This window comes from Thermoplasma sp. (assembly GCF_023256435.1).
In the GTDB taxonomy this organism is placed as follows: domain Archaea; phylum Thermoplasmatota; class Thermoplasmata; order Thermoplasmatales; family Thermoplasmataceae; genus Thermoplasma.
Map to the genome: position 1 here is coordinate 1 of NZ_JAGDXM010000059.1, position 14,263 is coordinate 14,263.

Sequence of the window (14,263 nt, forward strand, 5' to 3'; positions counted from 1 at the left end):
GTATATTCGGATCTCAGCGATTTTACTAAAGTATCATCCACTTGGTTATCGTGGAGGATTCAAAAAATATGTAAGGATAATTTATAGATCTTTCCATTGAGGGGAGTCCGCGTATCTCATGTCCGAAGAGGGAGTTTTACTGCTTTCGCCAAACCCCTGACTTCTCTTTAACTTCTATTCAAACCGCTTCATCTTGTTGGACCAGATACCTGTTAATGCGGCAAGATCATGATCCTGATATCCGGTCGAAGCATGCGGATAGTATCTGTGTATAAATTTTGATGTAGGAATCTGATATCGCGCCATTCAAATGAAGCCATCATATTTGTGGGACCCCAATACGATCTGCCATCATCAAGGATCTCTGTCACCTTTTCTCTCTTCAGAGGATTTCTCCCTGCTCAATTGGAATTTTGAAATGGCGGCCAAGAATTCTTCTGTTCCAATCCTTGGATCGAGTCCGGAAAGAAGATCACGTTTGCTTGCAATACTGTTCTCCACGAAAGCTTCTGGTATGCCCTTCAGCCCAGCGATCTTCTTGATCGCGTAGCTCACACCTGATGCCTGATAACCCGTGGCAGAATATTCGTATACATTGTTCAGAAGGATCCCGTCATCCATATGGATCTCAGAGACCTTACCGACATAGCGCCTTGCATCATTTCTCATCTCCACTATGATGTCCACGTTCATCAGGCTTGATTCTGGAATGGACAATGGGGGTGATCGGAGCCGCCGGATAAGTCCGGCCGGGCTTCCAGAATGCACCGTTGTTATTCCCTTGCGACCGGAGGCCAGATAGTTGAAGAACGTGTTTATATCGTTTCCTCTGATCTCACCGGCAATGAGATAATCCGGGCTCCTATAATGAATTATGTCGATTATGGACTGCATAGAGAGATCCTCTACCCCAGGCTTAGGCTGAAGCAGCATCATATTTTTACCCTTCAGATTGAGCTCATGCGTGTCCTCGATGATGGCCACGTTAGTAAGCGGACCTAAGAACATGGCAATTGCGTTGAGAAATGTGGTCTTCCCGCTTGCGGTCGAGCCGGTTATAATTATATTCAATCTTGATTCTATGGCCTCCCAGATATAAGCCATAATTTCAGGGGATGTCGTGCCGTTCCCTATCAGGTTTGCAGGATTGTATGGGTTAGATCTTAGTTTTCTTATGGATATCGTTGGTCTGGCCACGTCGTGATGCACTATGTTTATCCTCAAATTTCCGAACGAAATGTCCACTATGGGATTGTAAACAGAGAGCGTCTTTCCTGATCTCTGGGCAAGATGTTTTGCGAATCTTCCAGCTTCATACTCGGTGAAGAATATGTCTGTACGCATGCTGCCGAGCGTCCTGTGGTATATGTAGACATAGTTCTCAGGTAGTACCGTTATATCTTCTATGTCCGGATCTTCAACAAGCGGTTCAACCTTTCCCATACGGTTGATGTAGTCATCAACAAATCTCTCGATCTGCGATCTCGTTATGGCATCTATGTTGTTCTGTGCGGAAAAAACATCGAGCGATATCTCATGTGCACTGCTCAGATAACGCAGAGCCATTATTGCGATATCATCTGAATATTTGCCCTTGACCTGGTAAACACTCATAGCGATCCCGCCAGAAGAAGGAGGAGTCCTGTCACAAGACTAAGCATGCCTGCATACAGCGACCCTGGTATGATACTATCGTATCGTACTATTCCAAGATAGAAACCAGTGGCATAAGATTGAGCTAAGAGGATTATGGAAGAAAGAAAGACCATACCATGACCATTTGAACGAAGGAAGTAGAAATCCACTATCACCATCACCAGTACGAATATAAGGAAAGATCCTATCACAAGGCCAACATAGTTTTCTGAGGTCTGTATAACATTCTTCAGCCTTGTGGACCTCTCGTTCATGTAGGTTGAGAGGAACTGCAGCGTCTCGCCTGCTTTTCCAGTGTTGTCGGCATTCTTCAATACAGCCGAGACAAGGGCAAGATCCGGCGATGAACTGCCTTCAAGATAATTAGATACTTCCTCTATGGTGTTTCCATTCTTCATCATCTCAATGGCCTTTTCCACCTCCTTTCGGATTGGTCCAAGATCCTCATTTTTTATCATGCGTAGAACCGAATAGAGGGACAGTCCATAGCTCGAATAGCCCGAAAGATCCCTGACAAGTGAAGGTACCTGCATATTCTTTGACTCGGTGTTCTTTGCAGTATCTATGAAACCTGCGCCTATTAATATCATAACGGCTGAAAACAGAAATATTATGGTTATTATGAGATTCTTAAGTATACCGCCCATGACTATTCCTATGAGTGCTATTATGGCCGAATAGATCCATCTGTTCATACTTCACCCCTTATCTTCTCGGTGAAATACCCTATCACTATGGCTGTGGACACCAGCAACAGCATGGATATTGCAAAGAACAGCACTGAGCTGTTTCTTATTGATATTATTGATCCGGTGAGGTAGAGCAGTATTGGGAATGCTATTGCGACGGCCACATAGCTCTCAGCGGCCAGACCTAGAGAATCTAGAGAGAGCTTTGATCTGTTCTCCTGAATTCTCCTGTAATACTCAAGACGATCCCTCAGAAATGCCGTTAGATCCGAATTTAGAAGGATCGAGAGCCTTATCCCAGAGACAAACCTTGAAAAATCTGGCGAAGCGCTTACCTTCTCGCTGCGTTCCAGCGCGCTCAGAAAGTCATAACCCATCGCAAACATGAAGGAGTTTACCCTCTGCGATTCCTTTGCGAATTCCCCAAGTTCCTTTATCCCAGCAAGCTCCCTGATCATGGAATCGGCTGATACCCCTGAAAGTGAGAGACTGTAAGCGATGGCAAGGGCATCTGGCATAACATACTCCACGCCGTGCTTTATCTCCTTCACCCTGATCTCCGGCAGCGTGAAGAGGTAATAGATAGCTATCGCGTATATCAGAAAAGCGGCTGATGAGATCATCACCCAGTATGCATGCGCAAAAAAATATGACAATAGAGCAACCAAGACTATCAGTATCGCTCCTCCAAGGGCATATTCATAAGCTGATATCAGGTATGTCATTGCCCCTGCATTCATCCTAGCCTTCACCATAAGATCCTCGTATTTCTTCACGGTTGCCTTAGGTATGATGCGTGCAATGCTTCCATCTATGGCCGACCTGATGCCCGCATATCTGATCATGCCCTGCCCTCCGCATAATTCCTGATCCGATCATCAAGCAGCGCTTTGAATTCAGCTTCTCCAATAGATCTCACTATACTCCTGTATATGCCGCTGTATCCACTAAAAATCAGATCCCTGTTCTCATTTGCCCTGAAAGGAACGTTATATAAAACTTCGGATCCCTCTATTCTATCGTACTCATAAATTGAATGAACGTACTGCCCGTCTTCCGAGAGCTGTATAACTATATCGAATAATGATATCATATCTCGCGAAAGTCCGGTTGAGGGATCAGAAAACAGCGATGACAGATTTTCTATATTATCGATATCCATAGCAGATATTGTAGTATGCCCTGTTGTGATTGCCTGCACGGCTGCAGGAAGATCCTGCGCCGTGAGACCGTTTACGATTATGAAATCTGGCCTCTGCCTCATGGCTGTGTTTATGAGATCAACCTTGCTGATCTCCATATTGAAGACTGTTTTTTCTCTGGGACTCATATATATTACGTTCCTTGGAGACTCGTATCTACCGTTCTCGCCTATGTATGCGATCTTCTTTTCAATGCCTATCATCCCTATGAGATAATAGATTATCGATATCTTCATCGGCGTTTCCGGTCCTATTATGACCATCGATCTCATATTCTCAAGGGCTATGCTAAGATAGGCCGAGACCTGAGGCTTCTTCATCCTTGACATCATCTCAGGTTCTGAAACAGTGCGTTTGCGCTCCAGATATACCGAGGATCCCATTGGCGTGACATCGTCACCGAACGTGACCAGAGCCTTGAAATTCTGAAAGGTTCCATAGGCAATCGGACTACCACTAGATATCTTCTTACCCATCATCTGCGAGATCCTGATGGCTATGGAATCCAGATCCTCACGGTTCAATATTATGTTGGTTTCGTAGTAGCGCCCATTCGCCTGGACTATCACTGGTCTGTCATAGCCGTTTGCTATGATCTTCTCTATCCCATCGTTTATGTACAGCGGATAGATTTTTCTGAGACCTGATAGATATCTATTGATGAAATAATCCAGAATGAAAGGATCCCTTATCCGATAGATATTTCTGTATCTTGCAGTGATCTCCCTCAGATTCCACTGTGATATCTCTCCGGAGATCGACGTTATTTCATTTATCACCATCCTTATTGCGTCCTTTACGTTCTGTTCCATGTCAGGCTCCACTATACGCATATAGTCCCCAGATTCGATAGAATAACGTATGCCCTCCTCGTTGCGATATTGAGCCTGCACGGAATGAAATCCAATGTACCGGATTTTAAACTTTATCCGATCGGAAGGTTTTTCGCATGTGATCTACCCTTGAGCTGAATCTTCAAACTTCCTTTCGGTGAAGGGATATCTGCATACACTATAATAAGCTGAAAAAACGCTGTGATATCCACAGGCGTACGTTAGGATCGCGTCAGTATCGTTTTACAAATCCTGCAAAGTTTATATTGATTATTCCCACCGCAGAAAAACCGTACACCTAATCGCTGATGATTGGAGTCCTGCTGTTTTTTGTAAACTGCGACCTTTTTCAATAAAAGATACTACTTTTCTGATCCGTTCTCAGAACCGGGCAGGAAAATATTTCTTATTATGGGCGTGTAGACAGTCTGAATGACTATGGAGAACAGAACGACGAAGAGAGCGGAAACGCTTATCAGCGGACCCCATGTCACAAGAACTGGGATATTATATTCAATTCCGACCACATAGGGCAATGTAGACAGAACTACTGGTACGACTCCACGGGGGCCAACAAGCGATATGAAAGCGACAACCTTGTAATATCCATTCATGCGTGGTTTTCCTAGATCGGCTATTCTGATGCTCGGGAAGACGGCCAGTGGACGTACGACAAATATGAGCAGCATTGTGAGCACAAGCCCAAGGAGAAGGTATGCTATGATCTCAGACAGGGTGAAGGAGGATCCTATTAGTATGAAGATAACGGCGGCACTGAGAAAGGACAAACTTTCCTGGAAGTTCTGTTCCCTTGACCAGAATATGTTTTTATCAGAAAAGTTGCCAACTATTGCACCGGTAGCTATTATGGCCGGAAATGGGGTTATAGAGAGGCTCTCGAACACCGTGAACTCGAATATGACAAGACCTAGAAGCATTGCAGTAAGATAATTTTCAAACTTTATCCTCCTATCAAGGTATATCACCGCAAAGCCTATGGCTATACCAACAACCGAAGGTACGGCCACCTGAATTATGAAGTAGAAGAAAACCGATGGATAGAAGGAAATTATCTTCACCATTGATGAAAACAAGGAGACGTATGACGAATCCGGCGCCAGCAGCGCGATTCCGACAGATACAAGTATTATACCCACTGGATCATTGAAAAGACTTTCGCCAACCAGTATCTCTGATATATCCTCAGAAACTTTGACCCTCTTGAACATGGGTATTAACGTTACAGGATCGGTTGGAGAGACTATAGCACCGAACAGGAAACCGATGATGATCGGTGCACCAGTCAGCAGTGTGAATACCGCGCCTGCCACTATGGCTGTTATGATCACCCCCAACGTATCCAGAGACGCTATTCTGTAAAACTCGTTTCTGAGAACCTTCAGATTCATGTTATGGCTTTCGCTGTACAGTATTATCACTAGGCCCATCATTCCAAGGCCTACGCCGGCGAATGATGAGAAGAGATAAACGGAAAAACCGGGACTTATAAGATGCAGTATCGGCCCGATTATTATTCCAAGGAAAACAAGTATTGGTATCTCAACAACGGACATCTTCCTCGAGATGGGCAGAGCCATGGCTCCTAAAACGAGAATCAGGCTCACGTCTAGATAATAACCAAATGGGAAGATGGCCGTCATCAATCATCATTTTTCCAATGAATATGGCATCGTTCTCTTGTGATCAGACAATCTGTGCATTTCCATTATCCTCTTGTACTCAGGTTTCTCCATGAAAGTTCCTCTATCGAATATATCCATGAGTATCTCATCCATCTCGGTGTACGATAACCCGATCTCTCCTTCATCTGTCTGCCCTTCCCAGAGACCGGCAGTCGGCTTCTTTTTAATTATTGATTCTGGTATGCCAAGTATTCCGGCGATTGCGTATACGTCTTTTTTATACAGATGCTCTATCGGCTCCACATCACAGCCTCCATCTCCGTATTTTGTGAAATATCCGAGCAGGAGTTCTGTCCTGTTTGTTGTGCCGATAACCAATCCCTTGCTTATGTTGGCAAAGTAATAGAGTATGATCATGCGTGTTCTCGATTTTATATTACCTATGGCCGATCTGTCCGTTGCCGCCAGTGTTTCGACAAAGGAATCAACCATAGGATCTATCCTGACCTGCCTGTACGTTAAGCCGAGACCTTCGGTCAGTTTCTTTACATCGTCATAATCAGACTGCGGTGTGTTCCTATCCGGCATGAAAACCGCGATTATCCTCTCCTTGGGTATCGATCTTGCAAGAAGTGCAAGAGTGACGGAACTGTCAATACCTCCACTTATTCCTATTACGGCATTCTTATCCTGAAGAACCTTTCTGAGAAAATCAGAGATTCTCTCAATTTCCTGCATATACTCGGGCATACGGATAAACGTATTACAAATTAATTATAAAACTTCGTTGTCTTGCGCTGGAATTTCATTCGCATGTCATTTTCATGAAAAAATCATTTCATCAGTTTCTGAAACTCTGCAGCCCTGACTACGTTCTCCAGAATATTTGTGGCAGTTATTGGGCCTACCCCTCCCGGTACAGGCGTTACAGCTTCCACATGTTTGGATACATCCTCGAAATCGGCATCGCCAACCACCCTATCATTCACGTAGTTTATGCCGACATCTACGACCACCGAATCATCTGAAACCATACTGCTCTTCAGGAATCCAGGCCTTCCCACTGCGACAACCACAACCTTTGCATTCTTCGTGTATGCGGTTATATTCGGGGTCTTGCTGTGACATACAGATACTGTATAATTACGGTTTAGCAGCATCATAGAGAGTGGCCTGCCTACCACAGGAGATCTGTTTATTATCGTAACGGTTGTTTCATGGTATCCATAATGGTCAAGTATATCGATCACAGCCCTCGGTGTGGCTGGAACCAGAAACTCACGATTTAGAGCGATCAGCCCCTGATTGTATGGAGATAGGGCATCAACGTCCTTGTAGTATGGTATTTCTTTGACTATCTCGTAATAATCAAAACCCTTTGGTAACGGGTTTTCTATCATGAGGCCATTTATGGTTGGATCGTCTGCGATCTCCTTTATCCTTCTCAAAAGATCTGATGCGGAGATTTCATCGTATCTTTCAAGATCGACCTTAATGCCTATCTTCTTTCCCCGCCTGATCTTTGCCCTCGCATATATTGATGCGGCCTCGTCGTTTCCTAATTGAATTAACTTGAGTGATGGTTCAAGGCCAAGCTTCTCTATCTTGGCCCGCAGATCATTGGCCTTTTTCTCCGCTATCTCCTCTCCAGAAAGTATCCTCACTGCCACTTGATCACCGTTTTGATCTCACCATGCGGCTTCTGGAAGAATATGTTTGTCTCGGAGGGCTTTGCCTCGTAGGTTATCATGTTCTTCATTGCATCCGGATGCCTCCTGTTCCAGTTGCTCAGGGATTGCAGTGCCTGAACATAATGTATCTTAGCGGCATCAACGGATCCGGCTATGGTTATGTTCCTCTCAACTATGTAGTCTATGTCCTCTCCATCTACAGGATAGCCTGGAGCCTTGCCGTTTGTTCCAAACAGTATTACTATGCCATTGTTGTTGACCTTTTTTATGAATTTGAATACGGTCGCTGGATCCCCGCTTGTATCAACGAGGAGATCTATCTTTTCAGGCATATCCTTGAGATAGTTCGAGAAGCTCACCCCAAACTCGTCCATCATCTTAAGCTTGTTCTCCGTCTCGTCGTGTCTGTTCACCATTGTGACATCGAAGCCGCGGTCTACGCCTGCAAACGAATAGAGAAAGGCCTCGCTGCCGCTCCCTATTATGACCATCTTCTTACCTATTAGGGTGGAGTCTTCACCGAAGAATATGGATCTCTTGGATACGACATCGAAAACCTCAAAGGCTTTCATCACATTCTTCAGCGGTTCGGTGAGCACTGCTATCTTACCAAGATCTGGATCTTCGACCTTCACAAGGTATTCTATATCATCGTACAGGACATCGCGCATGAAGCCATGAAGACCAGTTATACCTGCCTCGTGCTTGTCAGGATCGCCTATTGAACAGTTGTCCTGCCTGCCAATTCTGCAGTTGATGCACTTCCCCGGCCTGCGTACCAATGGCACTACCAGATCGCCCTTCTTTATGTAGTCGTTATCCTTAACTTCATCGACACGGAGCAACGCCTCATGGCCAAGAACCAGAAAATTCTGGCCTTCAGGATTGTAGGCAAATGAAAGTGCGCCCGCCACCTCTCCTCTGTCCGTACCGCATATCCCGATGTAGACAGGAGAAAGTTTTGCATCGTAATGTTCTGGTTCAGGTAAATCCACGCTGGTATATTTGACGCCGCCCTTAGGAGCATCAGTCACTATGGCTTTCTGTTCTGACATAGATGCGGAAATATAAGATATTATTAATTAGTTTCTAGGGAATCACGGATTTCGAAATAACACCATAATATCTCATAGGGATGTATCATCGATCATTGCATAACTGGAATCTGCCCTGGAAACAATAGGAACTAATTCGCTGTGATGTACTTCGCGGATTGGTTCTATCCATAGCCAAAGAATAAGCTTGAAGATGCTTGTTCTTGTAAATGTGCGCCAAATTTCCCAATGATGCCGATCGTAGGGTTTATTGCAATGAAAGCATAACCATACTTGATGTATGCCAATTTGGGAACCTTTAAGATCTCCGGGATAAAACGCTGCACCGTCCAAGACAGTTACCCTTCATATTCCGATACATGCAATACATTACTTAGGAAAGCCGTTGAATTCATATTTTTTAAATCCCATAAGTCGAATGACAGATCGATGAAGATCCTTCATTCAAATTTGTATCTTTTCGATTTAGACGCTGGTGATCCCCATGAAAACTAAGATAGTTGCTACCATTGGGCCTGCGAGCAGATCAGCGGATATCCTGAAGGGGATGATGGAAAACGGATTATCGCTCATAAGAATCAATTCTGCACATGCAGATATCAAGGATGTGGAGGAAATAACGAAGCTGGTCAGATCCCTGGACAGGAACGTCGGTGTCATGATAGATCTCAAGGGCCCTGAACTCAGGACCGGCGAATTCAATGGAGGATTGCTGCGCATAGTATCCGGAACTAATTATGTCATGGGCAAAGATCTGGTACTCAACAACATGAATGCGCTTTCATCAGTTCAGGTTGGTGACAAGATACTGATGAGTGACGGTGAAGTATCTTTTGAGGTTGTAAAAACAGATCCATTCACGATAAAGGCCCTGAACGACGGCGTTCTGAGAGACAGAAGCAGGGTCAACATTCCCGGCCGCTTCATAGAACTTGGTACCATAACGGATAGAGACAGATCGTTCATCAAGGAAGGAATCAGTCAGGGTGTTGACTTCTTCGCACTTTCGTTTGTCCAGAAATCAGATAATGTAAATGAACTCAGGGATTTCGTCATGGACAGTGGTGGGGACCAGTATATAATATCGAAGATAGAGACAAAGAGTGGGCTGGACAACATAGAAGATATTGTCAGATCTTCCGATGGAATAATGGTTGCACGCGGCGACCTTGGAGTTGAATTGCCCTTGAAGGAAGTGGTTCTTGCTCAGAAGAGGATCATAAAGATAGCGCATGAGGATGGAGACTTCACGATAGTTGCCACTCAGGTTCTTGAATCGATGGTTAACAACAGTTCACCCACCAGAGCGGAGATATCCGACATAACAAACGCAATAATTGACAACGCAGACGCCATAATGCTATCTGAAGAAAGCGCCATAGGAAAGTACCCAGTTCAGGCGGTTAGAACCCTGAAGGAAGTCTCTGATTACGTTGAAGAACGCGTTACCTTTGATTCATCTTACTATTTCAAAGGAAATACAATTGCCTACTCTGTCGCTAGGGCCGCAAAAATACTATCTGACGACATCAAGAGTGACGGTATAGTTGCTCTGACGCATACCGGATCAACGGTGAGAATGATATCATCGCTGAGGCCGAAGGCCATGGTATATGCGGCCACGGTGAGCGATAATCTTGCAAGGAAACTGAACATCTACTTTGGCGTTATGCCCATGCACATGGAGGGTGACGCCGAGAAACTTACTTTCTCTGAGATCATGGATCATATCGCTAGGTCGGGGCAGTTCGCCGATGGGAGCAAGCTGGTCATAACCAGTGGCGATCCGTATTTCACCTTCGGCGGTACGAACGATGTCAAGGTAGCCGTGGTGGGTAAATTCATAGGAAGGGGCTATTCATTTGGTGAGAGCGTCAACGGAACGGCAACCTACAATGGAAATGGCGACATCCTTGTGGTTGAAGATGGGAAGATCCCAAATAAAAACTTCAAAGCGTTCATCTTCACTGTGGATCCAAAACCATCGGTAATCGATTCTCTCAATGGAAAGACCGTTGTCACAAAAACGAGACTGGTGAGAAAGATCCTGGAGGGCGAGCGTATATTTGTCGATGGAAATACTGGCATAATATTGACATCATCGCAGCGCTGATCAATGGACATTTCTGAGTTTAGAGAGAGATCAGCCTCCGGCGACTGGAGGAAATAGGTCTACGCGATCATCGTTCTTGATCTCAGTATCTAGCCCCTTGATCGTTGTGATGTTGTTCCCATTCACAAGTATTATCACATTTTTGAAAAGGCTCTGGCCATCATACATCTGCTTTCTGAAATCCTCACCGTATTCTTCATTCAATTTTTCAAGGAGATCAGATACAGTCTTCACTCCATCTATTGTTTCTTCCTTCCTTTTTGTAATTGGCCTGAGCGTTGCATAATACCTCACGGTAACCATGGTATAACGATATATTTATGTTATATAAGCATGCAAGTTTCTCAATACGCCGCCCGGGTCAGATCTAGTTTTATCATAAATTCAGGGATCCATTCCCACTGAAGGTGATTAGAGTAACGCAATAGATTCGGGCTTTTACAAAATATGAGCAAGAAAGATCCAGGTCTTAGCGAGGTGAGCATGTCCGTTTCCCTATGAAGGCGCTGGAAAGCATTAGCGAATTATATACGATCATTGAAGTATAATATCCGGCCTCAGTTAGCCTACCGGCATATTCGACATTTCCTTCAGGATCTGTTACGAAGATCGATACAGTATCTGTCGACGTGCCCGGAGATGGTCTTCCGGTTCTCGTATCCAGTATCTTCGCATCGTTCATGAACTGCGCCTTTCCTTCGACGATAGACTGCATCAAGTTCACCATGGCGGAGGCATTGAGTGAAATGTCCGTGACCACGGCTATGTTTATGGTTCCCGGCTTGCCCAATGGATTGCCTATTGATAATGCGTTGTCAAAGCCCGCGGTCAGAAAGAGATCGATAAACCGGTCATTTATATTCTTCGACATATACACATATTTTGTGACAGCAGCCGCAGTGAGAGTCACTACCGTCCCTCTTCCATCCATCTTGTTTGAAATCAGAAATTCTTCAACCTCGGTCTTCACCGGTCCCCTGTAGTCATGATCCACATGCCTGTTTATGTACCTCGATCTGAATCCGAAACCGCCATTAAAGGGTGCAGAACTGAGAGCCTTTACCTCATGTTCGAAATCAATGAGATAATAATCGCTTTTTTCAATAAATCTGTAAGGTTTATCGGCCATGATGTCAATGAAATGATGATGTTAAAAATAAAGAATTCATTCAAAGCCACTGGAGGGCATCGATCCCCCGACCTGCTGATTACGAATCAGCTGCTCTACCGACTGAGCTACAGTGGCATCTCCAATTCCGGCATCTATGACAAACCGCCTACATCGATCCTCGCATATTATATCGAGACTAAAGCGAGAGCCTCGATGCCTTGAGGTTGAATTGTTAACGATCACAAAAATATTTCTGTCAGAAGATCAGAAATTCTCAAACTCAGCGATGCTGTCGATTGATATACCTGAAGGGATCTTTGGGTAAAAATATGTTGATTTCTGCGGAAGCATGCGCCTGGATAGAAGAAGACGTATTAGATGATCCTTGTTCCAGTCTGGCATGATGACTCCAAATGAAAAACTGCCTGAATCTACAAGCTTGATCACCTCTGAATAATCATGCGTATATATCGTTTCGTTCTCCAGATCAGTCATGGACATGCCTATAGCCTTGGAAAATAGAAAATCGTTTATTGTGTCTATTGTGTTGTCGTACATATTTTCTTTCGGCCTTATGCAGTAGAAATGGCCATCGTAGATGACAGCATCGTTGCCATATATGCGGTCACACTGATCCATATGGAAATATCTTGAAGTTTTTTCAGGATCGAATCTGAATTTGCTGGAAACCACTCTGTGCACTCCTCCGATGAGCACCCCTTCCTCATGTATCGATGTTATGTACGACATGGCGTAACTCCAGAATTCCTTCTCCCTGCCTGTCTTCCTTGCCGCTATGTTCTTCGTTGCCTGAAGCCTGTGATGTCCGTCGGCAACTATAACTACATCATTCTTCAGAATGTTGATTATCCTCTGTATTTCCTTGTGATCGTAGATGTAATAAACATGATTTTCTACCCCTTCTGGACCGGCGTAGCTGTTGTCCTCTCTGATTCCATCGGTTATTGATTTCAGGTACTGGGGCAGATCATTCTTTATGGTGACCAGGAATATAGGTTCTAGCTGGCATCCGATTCCATCCATCAACACCTCCCTGTCTCTGACGAATTCCTCAAAAGTGCGCTCGTGTGGAATCACATCATTATTTTCTGGGAAAATTCGAACTCGTGCTATGATACCATACCTATTGATCTGCCTCTTATCGAGATAAAATGTCTGCTTCAGAACTATGATGCATTCCCTTTCTGTCCTGACGAGAACTCCATTCTCTATCCAGTTATCCAGTATTACCTTTGCATGTTCCACTCCATCCTTACCCTTTGGCAGCGTCAGGTATGTTATGTTATATGGATTCCTCTTGAGCTCTATCTCCTGCTTTGGCGTTATCGCGTCGAATGGAGGCGATATCATTCCGTCTATCTCCTTCCTGTATATCAGCGGTCTGAACGCTCTTACTTCCAATTATTCACCGATCTCCGACTTAATGTATCTCAGGTTCTCCTCAAATTTGGCTTCTCCAAATGGTGTCTCCATGATCTTCGGCTTTTCTCTGAGCCTTTCGTCACCTATCAGCTTTATCAGCCCACCATCTATCGTCCCCTTGCCTATCAGCTCATGCCTATCTATCCTGCTTCCCATCTCTCTTTTTGCATCATTGAGATGAAAAGCGTAGACCCTCTCCAATCCGATAATATTGTCCAGAGAATCTATGAAGGCTTCATATGAATGCGCCAGATCATAGCCAGAGGCCCATGCATGGCAGGTATCTATGCATACACCTACGCGTTTATCTGATACGTCGATTATACTTGCAACCTCTTCAAGTTCTGTCCCGATCACATTTCCCTGGCCCGCTGTATTCTCTATGAGTATGATCACGTTATGATTCCCAACCGTTGAGATCAGATCCCTTGCTCTCTCTAATCCATTCTTCCTGTCTGGATTTGATCCCGGATGCACAGTGAGGAACGTAGCCCTAAGCCGGTCCGATCTCAAGATCTCGTCATGGAATGCCTCTTCCGATCTCCTATATAACGATTCGTCTGGTGATGCCAGATTTATAAGATAGGAAGCATGGATCATGGTGCTCTTGATGCTGTATCTGTCAACTGCAGTTATGAAAGCCTCCGCCTCTTCGTCCTTCAACGGCGGCGAGGCCCAGCGCATCTGGTTCTTCGAAAAGAACTGGAAGGTAGGGAAGCCAAACTCGCTAGCCCTTTCTGGACCTTTATGCAGACCGCCTGCAACGGATATGTGCCCGCCTATAGTGTACTTCCTTGAGAGATTACGCAGATCTTCCCCTATCAATG

At 44.7% G+C, this 14,263-nt stretch carries 13 protein-coding genes and 1 tRNA gene; 1 reads left to right on the top strand and 13 read right to left on the bottom strand.

The genetic code is table 11. From position 1 onward, the window contains the following. Positions 1-354: 354 nt before the first annotated feature. From Q0C15_RS07850 to gdh, 8 genes are all read right to left on the bottom strand, one after another. Positions 355-1,614, bottom strand: a complete 1,260-nt coding sequence (locus tag Q0C15_RS07850; protein WP_297218122.1) for a type II/IV secretion system ATPase subunit — start codon at positions 1,612-1,614, stop codon at positions 355-357. Then, positions 1,611-2,351 carry a type II secretion system F family protein gene (locus Q0C15_RS07855; protein WP_297218125.1) on the bottom strand — a complete coding sequence of 247 codons (741 nt, stop codon included), beginning with the start codon at positions 2,349-2,351 and terminating at the stop codon, positions 1,611-1,613. Before Q0C15_RS07855 ends, Q0C15_RS07850 begins: the two co-directional genes overlap by 4 nt. After that, a complete protein-coding gene (locus tag Q0C15_RS07860; protein WP_297218128.1) occupies positions 2,348-3,190 on the bottom strand; it encodes a type II secretion system F family protein in 843 nt (280 codons plus the stop codon). The genes Q0C15_RS07855 and Q0C15_RS07860 overlap by 4 nt, the downstream gene beginning before the upstream one ends. Next, complete coding sequence (locus Q0C15_RS07865) at positions 3,187-4,440, bottom strand: type II/IV secretion system ATPase subunit (RefSeq protein WP_297218131.1); 1,254 nt, start codon at positions 4,438-4,440, stop codon at positions 3,187-3,189. Before Q0C15_RS07865 ends, Q0C15_RS07860 begins: the two co-directional genes overlap by 4 nt. A 302-nt stretch (positions 4,441-4,742) precedes the next feature. Further along, positions 4,743-6,041 (bottom strand): sodium:proton antiporter, encoded by a 1,299-nt coding sequence (locus tag Q0C15_RS07870; protein WP_297218133.1) that lies wholly within the window; start codon positions 6,039-6,041, stop codon positions 4,743-4,745. A gap of 6 nt (positions 6,042-6,047) precedes the next feature. After that, positions 6,048-6,761, bottom strand: coding sequence for an NAD+ synthase (locus Q0C15_RS07875; RefSeq protein WP_297218136.1), 714 nt, complete (start codon positions 6,759-6,761; stop codon positions 6,048-6,050). Positions 6,762-6,856: 95 nt separating this feature from the next. Then, the gene (locus Q0C15_RS07880) at positions 6,857-7,693 is read right to left on the bottom strand and encodes a bifunctional 5,10-methylenetetrahydrofolate dehydrogenase/5,10-methenyltetrahydrofolate cyclohydrolase (RefSeq protein WP_297218139.1); all 837 of its coding nucleotides are present in this window, start codon (positions 7,691-7,693) and stop codon (positions 6,857-6,859) included. Then, a complete protein-coding gene (gdh, locus tag Q0C15_RS07885; RefSeq protein WP_297218142.1) occupies positions 7,684-8,769 on the bottom strand; it encodes a glucose/galactose 1-dehydrogenase in 1,086 nt (361 codons plus the stop codon). The genes Q0C15_RS07880 and gdh overlap by 10 nt, the downstream gene beginning before the upstream one ends. Before the next feature lie 484 nt (positions 8,770-9,253). Here gdh and pyk point away from each other — a divergent pair, with 484 nt between their 5' ends. Further along, complete coding sequence (gene pyk / locus Q0C15_RS07890; protein WP_297218145.1) at positions 9,254-10,882, top strand: pyruvate kinase; 1,629 nt, start codon at positions 9,254-9,256, stop codon at positions 10,880-10,882. Between the two features lie 30 nt (positions 10,883-10,912). On the opposite strand, the gene Q0C15_RS07895 is transcribed toward pyk, so the two are convergent. From Q0C15_RS07895 to Q0C15_RS07915, 5 genes are all read right to left on the bottom strand, one after another. Next, the gene (locus Q0C15_RS07895) at positions 10,913-11,185 is read right to left on the bottom strand and encodes a ubiquitin-like small modifier protein 1 (RefSeq protein WP_297218148.1); all 273 of its coding nucleotides are present in this window, start codon (positions 11,183-11,185) and stop codon (positions 10,913-10,915) included. Positions 11,186-11,351: 166 nt separating this feature from the next. Beyond that, on the bottom strand, positions 11,352-12,011 hold the full coding sequence (locus Q0C15_RS07900; protein ID WP_297218151.1) for an adenosylcobinamide amidohydrolase: 660 nt from the start codon (positions 12,009-12,011) through the stop codon (positions 11,352-11,354). A gap of 44 nt (positions 12,012-12,055) precedes the next feature. After that, positions 12,056-12,128: transfer RNA gene (locus tag Q0C15_RS07905), tRNA-Thr, on the bottom strand. A 129-nt stretch (positions 12,129-12,257) separates the two neighbouring features. After that, the gene (locus Q0C15_RS07910) at positions 12,258-13,415 is read right to left on the bottom strand and encodes a DUF1015 family protein (protein ID WP_297218154.1); all 1,158 of its coding nucleotides are present in this window, start codon (positions 13,413-13,415) and stop codon (positions 12,258-12,260) included. Then, positions 13,416-14,261, bottom strand: a complete 846-nt coding sequence (locus Q0C15_RS07915; protein ID WP_297218155.1) for a deoxyribonuclease IV — start codon at positions 14,259-14,261, stop codon at positions 13,416-13,418. Positions 14,262-14,263: the final 2 nt, after the last annotated feature.